Source organism: Aerococcus loyolae (assembly GCF_002871915.2).
GTDB lineage: Bacteria > Bacillota > Bacilli > Lactobacillales > Aerococcaceae > Aerococcus > Aerococcus loyolae.
Map to the genome: position 1 here is coordinate 1,218,414 of NZ_CP126958.1, position 14,917 is coordinate 1,233,330.

A 14,917-nucleotide genomic window follows, 5' to 3' on the forward strand; every position below is an offset into this window, starting at 1 on the left:
AACTAAATTTTCAAAGCCTTCTTAGCCATACCTTGCCAAAACTAAAGAACGAATTTAGCCATCGTTCAAGTCCTTTTGAGTATTGAATCAAATCATGACGATACTCCTCATACCTTTTGCCATTAAAACACTCTTCAATCAGTCCAAACCACATTTTTCTGGACTAAAATTATTTTTTGATGTCACTACATTGAAATTTTTATCAATTAATCCATAGTGCATCATACAATTTCTAAATTTGGTTGAGATGATTTCCTTTTTTCCATAATTTAGCAATGAATTTAATTGAGAAAGGTCTATTCTATCCTTATCGTTTTGCTGTAAATATCCTTCAAATCTATTTAACGCGATAAAAACATTATGAACATTTACATATAGAATACGAAATACCCAGTTATTATCGACATTAAGATATCTCAATAGATAATTATTTGTGAACCCTAGTATACTAGCTAAATGAAGTAACAATAAATTTTGCTCTTTACTTAAATCTGTTCGGAATATATTATCCATTTTATCGGTATGATAATCTTTATAAAATAAAATAGGTCTTTTATTATTAAATAAAGACGCTTCTGAAAAGTCTATAAAATATCTATTATTTTCTACTATATATGCTATTTGAGAGCTCAGTCCAGATCCTATTTCAATGCAGACTTTCTGAAAAGTTTTAGGATCATATTTTATATTTAAGCACAATGAAGCGTATTGTGTATCTCCTATAAAATTACCTTTTTCATCGAAAAATAACCCTATATTATAATGCCATTTAAATCGCTTGAGTATGGGAAAACGCATTAGACTTACAAAAAAATGGTAAGTTGTAAAATGAAGTGCATAAAAAAGGACGACAAAAAACCAGTGAGGCTCTATACTTAAAAGCGTCTAAACCCAAGTAAAGGAGCACTCACTGGCTATGAAACATTCTAACACGAAATCAAGATCATATGCACACCTTTCTGCAGAAAAGCGCGGAATCATTCAAGCAATGCACCATGAAGGACATAAACAGAAAGAGATTGCTAACGCCATCGGCGTTAATCAAAGCACCATATCTCGTGAATTAAAACGTGGAAAAACGCGTCAAATGATCTACGATCATCAATATATTGATGTCTATTTAGCAGAGACTGGCTCGCGTGTTTATAAAGAAAATCGGTTAAATTCAAAGGCCAGAGGCGCTTTGTTCGGAAAGTCTACTTTTATAAAAGCCTTTGAAGAAGCCTTGCTTACGCCTAAAAAAGATCGTGTTTTCAGTGTTGATACGTTCATTCATAAGTATCGTAGAGAGCATCCTTTAGAAATCGTTCCTTGCACCAAAACCATGTATAAATATATCAACCTTGGTTTATTAAGAGTGAAAAATATTGATCTTCCTATGAAAACACGGATTCGCCCGAGAAAGCAATCAAGTGAGCCACGTGGGATAAATAAAAAGTTATTCGGAAAGAGTATTGATCAACGATGTCCAGACGTTCTTTTTAGAGAGGAATTTGGCCATTGGGAGCTTGACCTCGTGATAGGAAAGAAGACTAAGGGAGAGCCGTGTATTATTACTCTAGTTGAAAGGAAAACGAGAAAACTTCTCACCAAGAAGACCTGGAGGTGGGATGCAGGCTCTATTGTGAAATCGATTAAAAGGATGATTCTCAAAGAGGGGCAAGCCTGTTTTAAAACCTTAACGACCGATAACGGTAGTGAATTTTCTAAACTATCTCATCTTGAATATGCTCTGAAGAATTTGGAAGTCTTTTTCGCTCATGCCTATTCTGCTTGGGAAAAAGGCAGTAATGAGAGACATAATCGCATGTTAAGAGAATACTTGCCCAAAGGGACAAGTTTTAAAAAGCTGACGTACCAGGAATTAGCACACTACACGAATACCATAAACAATCGCTTTAGAAAGATCTTAGATTATCAAACTCCCAATGATTGTTATAACATGGAAGTTGCGAAACTTCAGGAAACCCTTAGAGAAGCAGGCTAAAATGCTTAATAAAGCATAGAGATTCAGGCTGGGCCAGTCAAGGTCCGCTACGCTCTCTACCTTGACAGCCCCAGCCTGAACCTCTAAATAATAATCAAGCACTTTAAGCCTAAGAAAATGGGCCAAGAATTATTGACTTTATCAGCTTTTTAGCTATTTTGCATGAAACTGGGATTTTTGAATTTAAATATGCATTTGATATTGCAATTTACATTACAAAAAAATTATCTTGAGTTTCATCTACTTCCTTGACTTTTCTACGAGTTTTAGAATGGCCATCCGAGAAAAACTTCAGCCCGTTCCTAATATCCTTTACTTTTTTAACGAAGTCATCATTATTCATCTCTAATTCTAAAAATTCACTTGAAGAACGTATATATAAAGCCAGATAAGATGTATAAATAAATTAAAGACTCCATCATTTGTAGTTAATAACAGCCTCAAAAGGGTTTGCCCATCAAAACTAATTAAAATTTTAGATATTAAATTTACTTGTTCACGTTGATCGATATAAAACACACTCCTCCAGCTATTTTCTATAAGTGAGAACTTATGTTCTTTATTATAACATAGCAATCTTCTATGAAAACATCAGATAAGGGCAATAAAATAGTGCGAACCGTTCCTTGTCCCTAGACCACGTCACCACCGTTAATTTGCTTTATCGTCCTCCTAATTTAACCTTTAAATTGTCTCTAAATATATGCTTTTAACTATATTTACTACCTAAGTCAATCAACATTACTATCGCTTCTCAGAAAATAGAATTAATTAAAATATTTGAATAATTATAATATCCCCCGTACAATGTATATACATAATTATACACCGTACGGGGTATATTTACTGTAGCTAAGAAAGGAGATTCTTATGCCTTTAACAATTAATAAATGGGGGAATAGTTCTGCTATTCGACTTCCAAAACAATTACTTGAAGAACTCAATCTATCCCAAGGCGACAAACTAGATTATCAGGTAAAAGATGGCCAGCTGATTATAAAAAAAATAACCGAAGTTCCTGAACTTACGGTTAAAGACTTGTTTGAAAATTATGATGGAGATCCTGTTAATGAAAAGCCGCAATTATTTGAACAAAAAGGAAATGAAAAATGGTAAAAGTGAAGCAGGGATCGATTATCAAGATAAATTTAGACCCGAAACAGGGACATGAACAAAAAGGCTATCGGCCCTACATTTGTTTGAGCCATGGTATTGTTACTAAGTACTCAAATATTGCAATTTTTGCACCCATTAGTCATACAAAAAGAAAATATCCATTTTATGTTGAGTTAGAACAAACAAAAACGACTGGAAAAGTGCTATTAGATCAATTAGTTACCATCGATTTTAATGCCAGAGACTATAAGTATATCGAACAAGTTCCAGATGATATACTCATTGATTTATTAGCTAGGGTAAAAGTTCTATTTGAAAAAGAATAAATTAACCAGACTAAAACAGTAAGAGTTCATCGTGCTCTTACTGTTTTCTTTGTATAAAGATTAGTAAATAGAAGTTATGTAAAACGCTTTCGCACAATTAGGATATGTAGCCAAACACCCCACCTAATTCTCATGATATATATCCCGGGTATAGACCTTATCATTCACATCTTCTAAGTCCTTATCCCAGCGGTTGGCGATAATAACATCCGCATCAGCTTTAAATTGGTCGAGATCACGGTAAATTTCACAGTTGTAGAAAGTATCTTCCTTTGCGACAGGTTCATAGATAATCACAGGAACGCCTTCTGCCATGATGCGCTTCATGACGCCTTGAATGGCAGATTGACGGAAGTTATCCGAGGCTTCCTTCATGGTCAAACGGTAAATCCCCACCACTTGCGGTTGGCGCTTGAGGACCTGCTTAGCAATATGATCCTTACGCGTCCGGTTAGCTTGAACAATTGCGCTAATGATATTTTGCGGCACATCTTCATAGTTGGCCAACAACTGCTTGGTGTCCTTAGGTAGGCAATAGCCCCCATATCCAAAGGAAGGATTGTTGTAGTGAGAGCCAATCCGTGGATCCAAACCGATCCCATCAATAATTTCTGCCGCATTCAATCCCTTGATCTCAGCATAGGAATCTAACTCATTGAAGAAAGATACCCGCATAGCTAAGTAGGAGTTCGCAAACAATTTGATCGCTTCGGCTTCTGTGGAATGGGTTAATAAAACCGGAATATCTTCATCCAATGCCCCTTCCACTAATAAATCCGCAAATTTCTGCCCCGCTTCACCATGAGAACCAACCACAATCCGACTGGGATGTAAGTTATCATAAAGTGCTCGTCCTTCTCGTAAAAATTCCGGAGAAAAAATGATCCGATCAGTTTGATACTTCTTACGAATGGCTTCAGTGTAACCCACTGGAATGGTAGATTTAATAACAATTGTCGCCTCAGAACCACTGGCTAAAATATCCTCAATCACTGATTCAACCGCAGAGGTATCAAAATGATTGGTCGCATCGTCGTAATTAGTTGGCGTTGAAATAATGGAAAAGTCCGCTTTACGATAAGCTTCTTGATATTCAGTTGTCGCTCTTAAATTTAAGTCGGCATTAGCTAAATAATCAATAATTTCCTTGTCATCAATCGGTGACTTCCCTGCATTAATGAGGTCCACCTTATCTTGAACAATATCAATAGCTGAAACTTGATGATGCTGTGCCAATAAAATTGCATTGGACAATCCCACGTATCCTGTACCAGTGACTGTAACTTTCATAGTGATCCTTTCTATAAACATATCTATTTATTTTTTAAAAGCCGACTTATACAAATATTTTAGATTAGAATTTAAATTTGAGGTCATCTCCAAAAGATACAAATTTCACCCCATTAGAAAGTAAATAATCATAAAATCTTGTTGTTCTATCATTAGCAGTTTTAGACTTTATATAAATCCAGTTTAATTCTGATTGATATCTCTTTTTATGATCTTTTTTTATATCTTTTTTAATATAATAGTCATTAATATCAATGATTTCATAGTCGATTAATGAATAGATAAAATATCTTAAAAACCAAAATTTTTCATTAAATCTTACTGTTTCTTCTTTATCTTCATCTGGGTTTTTATATTTATTTTTACTTTCAAAATAAATATTATGAGTTTTATTTAATAATTGATCTATTGAATTCAGTGCATCAATAAGTATGTCAGTATTATTCTGACGATATATTAAAATAAAAACTAAAACCAAAGTTAAATCATCAGTCTTACAATCTATTAAATTTAATAATATTTCTGAAGAAAAAAGAGATTCTTCATTAAAGAAAACACAATACAATAAATATTGGTAGAGTTCTTGATTTTCCTGATGCTCATGATAATGCTTAATATGCTCATAAATTTTTTTATGATATTTTTGAAAGTATCCGTGTACTATTTCGTCCAACCTTATTTTAGACACTCCCAAGCATATGATGTTTTCTGTAAATTCAATAAATTTATTAACTAATTTTGAATCATTAAAAGATAAGTCTAAAAGCTCCTCAAATATACAAAATTCTGAGAATTCATCTCTTTCAGTTAGAATTAATGTAATCTTTTTATCATTTAATTTTTTTAGTTGAATAGTTACTGTACTATATATACACTTAATTGCTCCCTTATTTCCTTTTGATTCTTCATCCATACAAAAATCTATAAAATTTGAAATTCTATCAACCCAAGTAGAATTATAACTATGCTTTGATATCGAATCAAAATATGAAAAGATTGCTTGCTTGTCCATTTCATTACTAAATGGAAATTCTTTTATTTTAGTTTTTTATCATTGATATGTAAATTAAATTTATCACATAAGTCCCTAAAATCCCTAAAAAATTTTAAACGTTCTTCTTCATAGTTAAAAGGAAAAACAATATCATCAACGTAACGGGCATAAACATACTTGGATTCCAAAATTGAATCAATATGGCACATATAATATTCAGTAATGATTCTACTCAATAAATTTCCAACTGGAATTCCATATGAATCTCCATATTGACTTTGCTGAATAAGGTAGTCAATATTATTTGCAAATCCGCCCTTTTTATTTTGTTTTGCTATTTCCTTACCGTTCACTACCCAAGGAATACTGTGAGTATATAAAGTATGATAAAAATTTGCTAAATCTAAATAAAAACGTTTTTTCCCATTCATGAGCAAATTTTTCTTGATTTTTTGAGTAATTTTATACTTAATATCAAACTGATTAAAATATTTTGAAGTAGAGTATTGATTATTTTCGAAAGTAAATATTAATACTTTTTTATTATCATTTATGTAATTAGCCAATATGAGATAGTTATATATATTAGGTAATTTATACAAACGTCTACTAGATTCATTTTTGGGAATTGAAAAATAAATTGGTTCAGTTACAGGAACATTACTAATTTTTAAGAACTTTTTTATTACTTCTTTATCTTCTTTAATTATTTCAGCTAAATCATTCATATTAAATATTTTTTCATATACAGTAGGAGAATACGCATATTCTAAAATATCATCTACATCAGTCTCTTTTTTTATTTCAAAGTCATAATATCCATATCGAACTAAGAAATCTAAATCTAATATTCTTTCGTATGAATAATTCAACATAAAGAATCACCTAACTATGTTAATTACAGTAGCAATTAGAAAATTTTATAAAAAAGCACAAGATATTTTAATGCTCAGAAACACTAACCTATATATTTAGTAGTTTTCCCTTCTGGTTTGACTTATAGAATGATTTATTATAAGAACCATAATAATCAAACGAAGTATATTTGCTAATAAGACCCCCAAGCAAAATCCAAAAAGGCCATGCTTTTGCGATAGTAATGTAGCAAATAACAAATAAAAAATTAAATATATAACTTGAATTACTAAAGACCACCGGGGATGACAAAACCTCAATAAAGTTGGCTGTACAGTATTACCCAAAATAAGAATAATCACGCCCAAATTCGCAATTACAAAATATTGCTTAGCCTTACCAAAAAGAGTTGGATACAACATATATGTTACAGGATAACCAATTGTGACAATCATTATAAAAAAAGCAAAGGCTATAATTGAAAAAATAACTAGGCGTTTCCAGAAAGCCCGTTTATCAATATAATCTTCTTTGGAATAATATGAGAGCAATACACCACTGATAGGTCCCATTACTATTCCAGCAGTCTTTCCTAAGAAAGAGGCAGCCGTATATACAGAAACTATTTGAGAACCGAGGATTGGAAAAATTAAAAATCTATCCATATATAGCATGAAATTTGCTAAAGAATTTGCAGTTAAATAAAATAAATAAGATTTAATTGTATCTTTAAAATAAATAGTTTTTCTTAAAGGATCTCGTATAATGCTTGTGGAACAAAGTAAATAAACAGCAGAAAATATCTCTCCTGTTAGAAAAATTAAATACCAATTTTTCAAATATATAAGCCAAATTATTCCCAACAAATATCCAATGCAAGTCACAAAATTGTTTATTAAAGTTTTTTTATAGTTAATAATTATTCTATATTCAACTGTAAAGTAAGACCTAAAGGATGTAAAAAATATTAAAATACCTATCCATATTGAATTCTTATTAAAAACATATAGAATAAATGAGAAAAGAAAAATTAATAATGACGATGCATAAAAAATATTATTAAAATCACCTAACAGTTGTTTTTTTTCATATTTTTTTTGGGCCAACAAACGCGTATTATTTATAGTACTACCTAATGTGACACCTATAGCGTTTATTAGCCCCATTGAAGTCAATATAGTTCCATATTCATACGCGTCATAATATCTACTAAGTAAGGGGTAAATAAATAATTGAGTACTTGCAGTTAAGAGTAGAGATGCAAGAATATTTAAACTAGAATCAACCAAAAAAAATTTTGACTGTGAAAATAATATCATTAACCGATAATAAATTATTTTTATTAAATTATTCATTATTAACCTCAGATTTACAATACTTTAAACTCTGAACAGCAATATTAGAATACAAAAATTTTTTTGACTCATTAGACGTTGCACTAGTTAACATATCACTGTAGATTTCATCATTATTTATTACCTTAGCTAAAACCTTCTTCATCTCAACAAGGCTATCATCTTTAAGGTAAAGTACATTTCTACCTAAATCAATGTGCGTTGTTCCTTTCCAATACTTAACAATCATTGGTTTTCCTATACCAGCTACCTGCTCCCAATACACAGAATGTCTTCCTGGAAATACAGCTAAATCTGAAATAGAGAATAATTGATAACTATCTTCTTCATTAACCCAACCTACGTTTATAATTGATACATTATTGGCCAATTTGAAAAACTTATCTTCAATATCGCTATCAATTGATCCAAATATGATTAATTTTACATCTTTATTATTAAGATCATTTACTGCTTTCATTAAAGTCAATACTTGTTGTTTTGCTTTATCAATTTTCCCCCCAGTGATAATTACAAAGTCGTTTAGAGATATTCCTAATTTCTTTCTTATATTATCTCTTACTTTCGAAGAACTATATTTAATGACTAAATTATCATCTGCTCCCATCAAAAGTAATTCAGTTTTATTTTCAGGAATAGAATATAATTTTTGTAAAAACTCTACTCGAGCAGGTAGTACTCCTAAAAATTTTACTGTATAAGGACTAATTAATTTAGCCATAAACTTCCACAATATTTTATGCAAAATAAACTTCGATATAAAATTTGTAGCACTATTCGAGAAATCAGCATGATTATCTATTATAAGTTTTACTCTAGGATTATTTTTTATATATCTTTTTATAGTTAGAATATCTAAAAATTGGACACCATGAACAAATATTAAATCTGGATTTTCTTGGTCAACAGAGTTATATAAGCCTTTGTATATTTTTAGTTTCGAATTTATATTTGTGTTAAATTTATTATCCAATCTGATAACTTTAACACCATCGCTATTGTAGTATCTATTCCTATTATCTATACTAACTTTCCCCTTCTCATACATATATCGAGAAGCAACTATACTTACTTCGTGTCCTAATTCTTTATGGAATTTTGTTAGTAAATTTTCTTGATAAGTCAAACCATCTGTCATAGGACCGCACAAACATAAATGAACGATTTTCAACTAAACTCCTCCTTTCCTGATCGCTTTTTATTTATTCTTTTAACAAATAAACCTCTGATTAATAGTGAAAATGAGAATAAGATAAAAAATAAAAATTGACTTCTAAATAAGATTAATGGATTATAGAGAAACCATCTTGGAGAACTTACAATTAGTACTAAATAAGCTAAGTTAAAATATATATTATCTTTTCTTCTAAATTTATTCATCATTAAAACAACAACAAAACTACCTAGAACAACTCCTAATATACCTAGCCAAAAATAAAAATGGCTAGGAAAAATTCCCCCTCCAATATTCTGAAAATAATGGTCAGATACAAATCTTGTTACATTTCCTATATCGTTTGAACCTCCGAAAAATATAGATTTTATAAATTTAAATAAGGAATCTATACGATATTCTAAATTTATATTTCCATAATTAACCGCGGCTACATGCGTTGCAGAAGCATAAAAAGAATAAGTAGAAGTGTCAAACACAAACATATTATTTATCATCTTTTTAAATATTTTTATAATACTCTCACTGGTCAAAGAATAATTAATTCTATAGGCACCAACCAAGCTATTTATAAAAATACCTAAAATAGCAAAAGAAAAAATATTTTTAGTTTTTATCTTTTGAATCATATTAAAATAGAAAAAAACTATAAAAAGTTGTAAAGAAGTAATTCTTCCCCCATAATAATAATCTTGCAATATAAACAAAATCAAAAGAAAATTTATCAAATAACGAATGACCCTAGAGTTTGTAAAAAAATATAAAATTATAAAAAATAAATATGAATATTCATATAATGACGAAATTTGAACATTATAAAAATCAGCTCGTGTCCTGTTCACTCCAAATATTCCAATTAACATTAGTGCTATGAAAAAAATTAGCTGTATTATAGGGCTATTATAGACAGTTTCATTTTTTTTATTATTAATGGCTTTCTTCTTATTTTTATTTACAAAAATAAGAATAGTTGTAATAAAAATTAAAAGAGTATTTATTGTAGCACCATAAATTTCAACCGTTTTTACTTGATTCATTGGAACAGTTAATAATTCTGGAAATAGAAATTCTCCTACGAAAATACTATAAATGCAATACGAAATGAAAATGCCCATTATAAATAATAATTTATCCGATTTAAATTTTAAAATAAATAATATACTTAAAAAAAATGATAAAAAAGCATTAATTATATTAAATGAAGGGTTTAAAGGAGAGATCAGCATATACAAAATAAATATAGCATACAGTAATAACGAAAAATGTTTTCTTAGTTTAAAAAACATATTTATACTCCAATCTAACTAATCTATTTTTATGTAAGTGAGTTATATAACTCCAAATATGTCTCTACCATATGCTTTACACTATAATTTAAAGCATTATTTCTACATTTAGAAATAATATTTTTATTTTTTTTAGGGCATCTAGAAATAGCTCTTATTAATTCATTAAAATTACCTTTTTTAATTACTTTGCCAGTCCCTTTAATAATCGATTCGCCTGCTCCACCAGTATTGAAGGTAATTACTGGTGTTCCACACGCTTGAGCTTCTATATTTACAGAAGGGAAATTATCTTCTAGTGTTGGGTTTATTAAAATGTCTGCTTCTGAATATAATTTTGCTAATTCATCCACATTCTCCACCCTTCCATAATACTTTATATTAGGGTTTATTTTATTTTTATCAGCATCTCCAATTAATTTAATCGAATACATATTATCCAAAATATCTGCTAATTTATTTATAAAAAACAGCCCCTTACTTTCATTCCAATAATTTGAAACCGCAATAATTTTAAATTTTTTGGAGAAAGTGTAACTACGTGGATAGAATTGGCTGAGATCTAATCCATTGTAAATTAAAAATATATTCTTATTTGATAAAAATGAATTTTTTACGATATTTAATAGCCACTTAGAAGGAACAACTATCGTAAGATTTGGTATATCAAATATATACTTTTTCTTTTTATAATTTCCTAACGCACTATGTGAATTAATATATATATATTTAGGATAGTTATGACTAATTAATTTTAATAGTTTTTTATCAGGATGTTCCCAATTTATTTTTTTCTCATCATAAATAGCAGAACTCCCTGATAAAGCCCATTTATCATGAAAAAGCCATACGACTTGAATCTTACTATTTTTTAAAAATGTAAAAAGCATCTTATAATTTACATAATATCCATGTATATTATGTAAATGAATAATATCAGGATTGATTTCAATAATTTTTTTAATAATTAGCTTTGTAAAAAATATATTAAATTCTCCATGCTTATTCATTGTTCTAGTAAAAAGAAAGTCGATAAACTGAGAGGCTATTGAACCTATTTTAAAAACATTCTTGTCTTTATATTTTTTTCCTCTACCATAAATAACATAACTTTCGTGACCTTTTTCGAGTAAATATTTATGAATATTATGTACAATTCTGCCAGTAGAACCAAATTTATATACTGAATTTATTTGAAGAATTCGCATTAATAATTACTCCACACCACACGATTTACATAATCTGTATAAGAAACAATAATTCTCAATACCTTATCTGAGACATTTGGCATTGAATAATCAGCAACCTGTCTTAGGGTGCCTTGCTCCTGTGTTTCTAAGATAGCTAGCCCTTGTAGAATACGTTCCTTATTTAATCCAACCATCATCACTGCGGCTTCTTCCATTGCTTCTGGTCTCTCGTGAGCTTCACGTAGATTGAGAGCTCTGAAACCTAAGATGGAAGACTCTTCAGAGATTGTTCCGCTGTCGCTAAGAACTGCTTTAGCATTTAATTGAAGATTATTATAATCAATAAATCCCATTGGCTTCATGAGACGAATAAGGTCGTTAAACTTAACACCTTTTTCTTCAATCATTTTTCGTGTTCTTGGGTGAGTTGAAACAATAACTGGTAATTGATAGTGCTCAGCCACTGCGTTGAGAGAATCAACTAAATTTAAGAAGTTTCTTTCTGAAGAAATATTTTCATCACGATGGGCTGATACCACAAAATATTTTCCTTTTTCTAAGTTCAATTTTTGGTAACTTTCGGATTTTTGAATCTCATCCAACTTATTATGAAGCACCTCAAACATTGGGCTTCCTGTCTTAATAACTTGATCAGCATGTAAACCTTCTGCTAAGAGATATTCCCTAGCAATATCTGAATAGGTTAGATTAATATCTGATATGTGGTCAACAATTTTTCGATTAGTTTCTTCTGGCACACGTTGGTCAAAGCAACGGTTACCCGCTTCCATATGGAAAATAGGAACATGGTGGCGTTTTGCTGCAATAGCACACAAACAAGAGTTAGTATCCCCTAGAACTAAGAAAGCATCAGGTGCTTCATCATTCAGGATAGGCTCAATATTAGCTAGAATTTGTCCCACAGTGGCCATTGGTGAACTACCTGCTGCATTGAGGAAATAGTCAGGTTTTCTAAGGCCAAAGTCTTCAAAGAAAACTTCATTTAATTCATAATCATAATTTTGACCTGTATGGACAAGAACATGCTCGATTGCATCTGAGTTTTCTAATTGTTGAATTACAGCAGATAAACGAATAATTTCTGGACGTGTTCCAACTACTGTCATCACTTTTAATTTTTGCATTATTCAACCTCCAATGGATAAGTATCTGGATTATATGGATCATACATCTCATTTACCCACATAACTGTTACCAGATCAGTCTCTCCAGTATTAACAATAGAATGAGCATATCCTGTAGGAATATCAACGACTTCTAATTTATCTCCAGAAACAGGGTATTCAATGACTTCACTATCATTTAATTTTCTAAACTTTACTACACCTTTTCCCGAGACCACTAGAAATTTTTCGTTTTTAGTATTGTGCCAATGATCTCCTCTAGTGATCCCTGGCTTAGAGACATTGATAGAAACTTGACCCGCATAAGGTGACTTTAAAAACTCCGTAAAAGAGCCACGGGGATCCTCATGCATAATCAATGGATAGGAAAAATCACTTTCAGGTAAGAAATTGAGATACGTAGCATAAAGTTTATCAGTAAAGTCATCAGCTAAGTTTGGTAGTACGCGATTATCACGGTAGTCTTTAAAATTTTCCAGTAATTTTACTATTTCGCCCAAAGTTCTTGGATAAGTAATCGGCACTTTATAATACTTTCCATCGGAATGTCCCTTACCATGCATAGCACGTATAAACTCATCGACAAGATCATCGATATAAATAAGATCAAGGACCGTATTTGGGTCATTGACTTGAATGGGCAAATCTCTAGCAATATTATGGCAAAAGGTAGCAATCACTGTATTGTAGTTAGGGCGTGACCATTTTCCAAAAACATTAGAAAGACGGTAAACAAAAACGTTAGTATTAGTATTTTTTTCATAGGAAAACACATAGTCCTCCGCTTGCTTCTTACTAAGTCCATAAGCATTATCTCTATCAGCCTGGATAGAGCTTGTCACTAAAACAGGCACTGTATTCTCATTTTTAACCAGTAAGTCTAGTAAAGTCTGAGTCAGATCGGCATTTCCCCTTTTAAAATTTTCTTCATTTGTTGTGCGATTAACGCCTGCTAAATGAAAAATAAAGTCAGCTTCTTTAGTATAAAAATCTAAATCTTTTAGAGAAGACTCAGAACCGTACTCTAGGATTTCTATATTGTCCATATAGTTGAGCCGAGCAACTAAGTTTCGCCCAATAAATCCCTTAGCACCAGTTACTAACACTTTCATTCTATCTTTCTTCCTTCCATTTGCGTAATTCCTCTTGGATAAGTGGAACGGTTAGTAGCTTTTCTTTCACTTCATCGACAGTCATTAAAGTAGTGTTATTTGAATTAAACTCCTCTAAAAGGTTACGATCTTCATCGCCCTCTTTGAAGTATTTATCATAGTTTAAATCACGTTTATCGGCTGGTACCCGATAGAAATTCCCCATATCAACAGCATGAGCGCACTCTTCATTAGTTAAGAGGGTTTCATACATTTTTTCACCGTGACGAATACCAATAATTTGGCTAGGAGCATCAGGATTAAAGAGTTGTCTAGTCGCTTCCATTAAATCACCGATCGTTGATGCTGGTGCCTTTTGAACCATAATGTCACCAGATTCAGCGTTTTCAAAAGCGTAAAGAACAAGTTCTACCGCTTCTTCTAAAGTCATAATAAAACGTGTCATTAGTGGATCAGTGACAGTTAAAGTCTTTCCTTTTTTCATTTGGTCAATAAAGAGTGGAACAACAGAACCACGAGAAGCTACGACATTTCCATAGCGTGTACAACAAATCATAGTGTCTTCTGGATCTACTGTTTTAGATTTTGCGACAATTACCTTTTCCATCAATGATTTAGACATTCCCATTGCATTAATAGGATAAGCAGCCTTATCAGTTGATAAACAAATAACCTTCTTAACCCCAGCATCAATCGCTGCCGTTAAAAGATTTTCAGTACCTAAGATATTGGTTTTAACAGCTTCAATAGGGAAAAATTCACATGAAGGAACTTGTTTTAGAGCCGCAGCATGGAAAATATAGTCTACATCTCTAACGGCAGGTCTAATACTGTTTATATCACGCACATCACCAATATAAAATTTTAATTTATCACTAAATTCAGGAGCAATTTGTTGGTACTTGTGGCGCATATTATCTTGCTTTAACTCATCACGGGAAAATATGCGGATTTCTTTTAAATCACTCTTTAGAAATTGATCTAGAACAGCATTACCAAATGAGCCAGTGCCACCTGTAATTAATAAGGTTTTATCTTTAAATATTGACATATTATTCTACCTTTCATTAATTAATTTTTCGAATTG

General features: G+C 31.0%; 14 protein-coding genes. 3 read left to right on the top strand and 11 right to left on the bottom strand.

The genetic code is table 11. The features are described from left to right. Positions 1–138 precede the first annotated feature (138 nt). The gene (locus CJ190_RS05515) at positions 139–798 is read right to left on the bottom strand and encodes a hypothetical protein (RefSeq protein WP_101562114.1); all 660 of its coding nucleotides are present in this window, start codon (positions 796–798) and stop codon (positions 139–141) included. Positions 799–916: 118 nt separating this feature from the next. Here CJ190_RS05515 and CJ190_RS05520 point away from each other — a divergent pair, with 118 nt between their 5' ends. The 3 genes from CJ190_RS05520 to CJ190_RS05530 all read left to right on the top strand — a co-directional run bounded on the left by CJ190_RS05520 (position 917) and on the right by CJ190_RS05530 (position 3,429). Continuing rightward, positions 917–1,987, top strand: coding sequence for an IS30 family transposase (locus tag CJ190_RS05520; protein WP_082888722.1), 1,071 nt, complete (start codon positions 917–919; stop codon positions 1,985–1,987). Positions 1,988–2,857: 870 nt separating this feature from the next. After that, entirely contained in the window at positions 2,858–3,103 is a 246-nt protein-coding gene (locus tag CJ190_RS05525) for an AbrB/MazE/SpoVT family DNA-binding domain-containing protein (protein WP_064293475.1), read from the top strand. After that, positions 3,097–3,429 carry a type II toxin-antitoxin system PemK/MazF family toxin gene (locus CJ190_RS05530; protein ID WP_064293476.1) on the top strand — a complete coding sequence of 111 codons (333 nt, stop codon included), beginning with the start codon at positions 3,097–3,099 and terminating at the stop codon, positions 3,427–3,429. The genes CJ190_RS05525 and CJ190_RS05530 overlap by 7 nt, the downstream gene beginning before the upstream one ends. Before the next feature lie 123 nt (positions 3,430–3,552). Here CJ190_RS05530 and CJ190_RS05535 read toward each other — a convergent pair whose 3' ends face one another. The 10 genes from CJ190_RS05535 to CJ190_RS05580 form a co-directional block, all read right to left on the bottom strand. Further along, a complete protein-coding gene (locus tag CJ190_RS05535) occupies positions 3,553–4,719 on the bottom strand; it encodes a nucleotide sugar dehydrogenase (protein ID WP_070598430.1) in 1,167 nt (388 codons plus the stop codon). A 64-nt stretch (positions 4,720–4,783) separates the two neighbouring features. Next, on the bottom strand, positions 4,784–5,632 hold the full coding sequence (locus CJ190_RS05540) for a hypothetical protein (protein ID WP_143739149.1): 849 nt from the start codon (positions 5,630–5,632) through the stop codon (positions 4,784–4,786). A gap of 122 nt (positions 5,633–5,754) precedes the next feature. Beyond that, a complete protein-coding gene (locus tag CJ190_RS05545; protein WP_083307120.1) occupies positions 5,755–6,588 on the bottom strand; it encodes an RNA-directed DNA polymerase in 834 nt (277 codons plus the stop codon). A 96-nt stretch (positions 6,589–6,684) separates the two neighbouring features. Then, positions 6,685–7,923 (bottom strand): lipopolysaccharide biosynthesis protein, encoded by a 1,239-nt coding sequence (locus tag CJ190_RS05550; protein WP_070598428.1) that lies wholly within the window; start codon positions 7,921–7,923, stop codon positions 6,685–6,687. Beyond that, on the bottom strand, positions 7,916–9,094 hold the full coding sequence (locus CJ190_RS05555; protein WP_070598426.1) for a glycosyltransferase: 1,179 nt from the start codon (positions 9,092–9,094) through the stop codon (positions 7,916–7,918). Before CJ190_RS05555 ends, CJ190_RS05550 begins: the two co-directional genes overlap by 8 nt. Continuing rightward, positions 9,091–10,383: an O-antigen polymerase gene (locus tag CJ190_RS05560; protein WP_083307119.1), complete on the bottom strand. Its 1,293-nt coding sequence runs from the start codon at positions 10,381–10,383 to the stop codon at positions 9,091–9,093. The genes CJ190_RS05555 and CJ190_RS05560 overlap by 4 nt, the downstream gene beginning before the upstream one ends. A 29-nt stretch (positions 10,384–10,412) precedes the next feature. Further along, positions 10,413–11,591 carry a glycosyltransferase gene (locus CJ190_RS05565; RefSeq protein ID WP_064293499.1) on the bottom strand — a complete coding sequence of 393 codons (1,179 nt, stop codon included), beginning with the start codon at positions 11,589–11,591 and terminating at the stop codon, positions 10,413–10,415. Beyond that, entirely contained in the window at positions 11,591–12,718 is a 1,128-nt protein-coding gene (gene wecB / locus CJ190_RS05570; protein WP_070598424.1) for a non-hydrolyzing UDP-N-acetylglucosamine 2-epimerase, read from the bottom strand. The genes CJ190_RS05565 and wecB overlap by 1 nt, the downstream gene beginning before the upstream one ends. Continuing rightward, positions 12,718–13,830, bottom strand: a complete 1,113-nt coding sequence (locus tag CJ190_RS05575) for a polysaccharide biosynthesis C-terminal domain-containing protein (protein ID WP_064293498.1) — start codon at positions 13,828–13,830, stop codon at positions 12,718–12,720. The genes wecB and CJ190_RS05575 overlap by 1 nt, the downstream gene beginning before the upstream one ends. 1 nt (position 13,831) lies before the next feature. Further along, the gene (locus CJ190_RS05580) at positions 13,832–14,881 is read right to left on the bottom strand and encodes a polysaccharide biosynthesis protein (protein ID WP_064293497.1); all 1,050 of its coding nucleotides are present in this window, start codon (positions 14,879–14,881) and stop codon (positions 13,832–13,834) included. Positions 14,882–14,917: the final 36 nt, after the last annotated feature.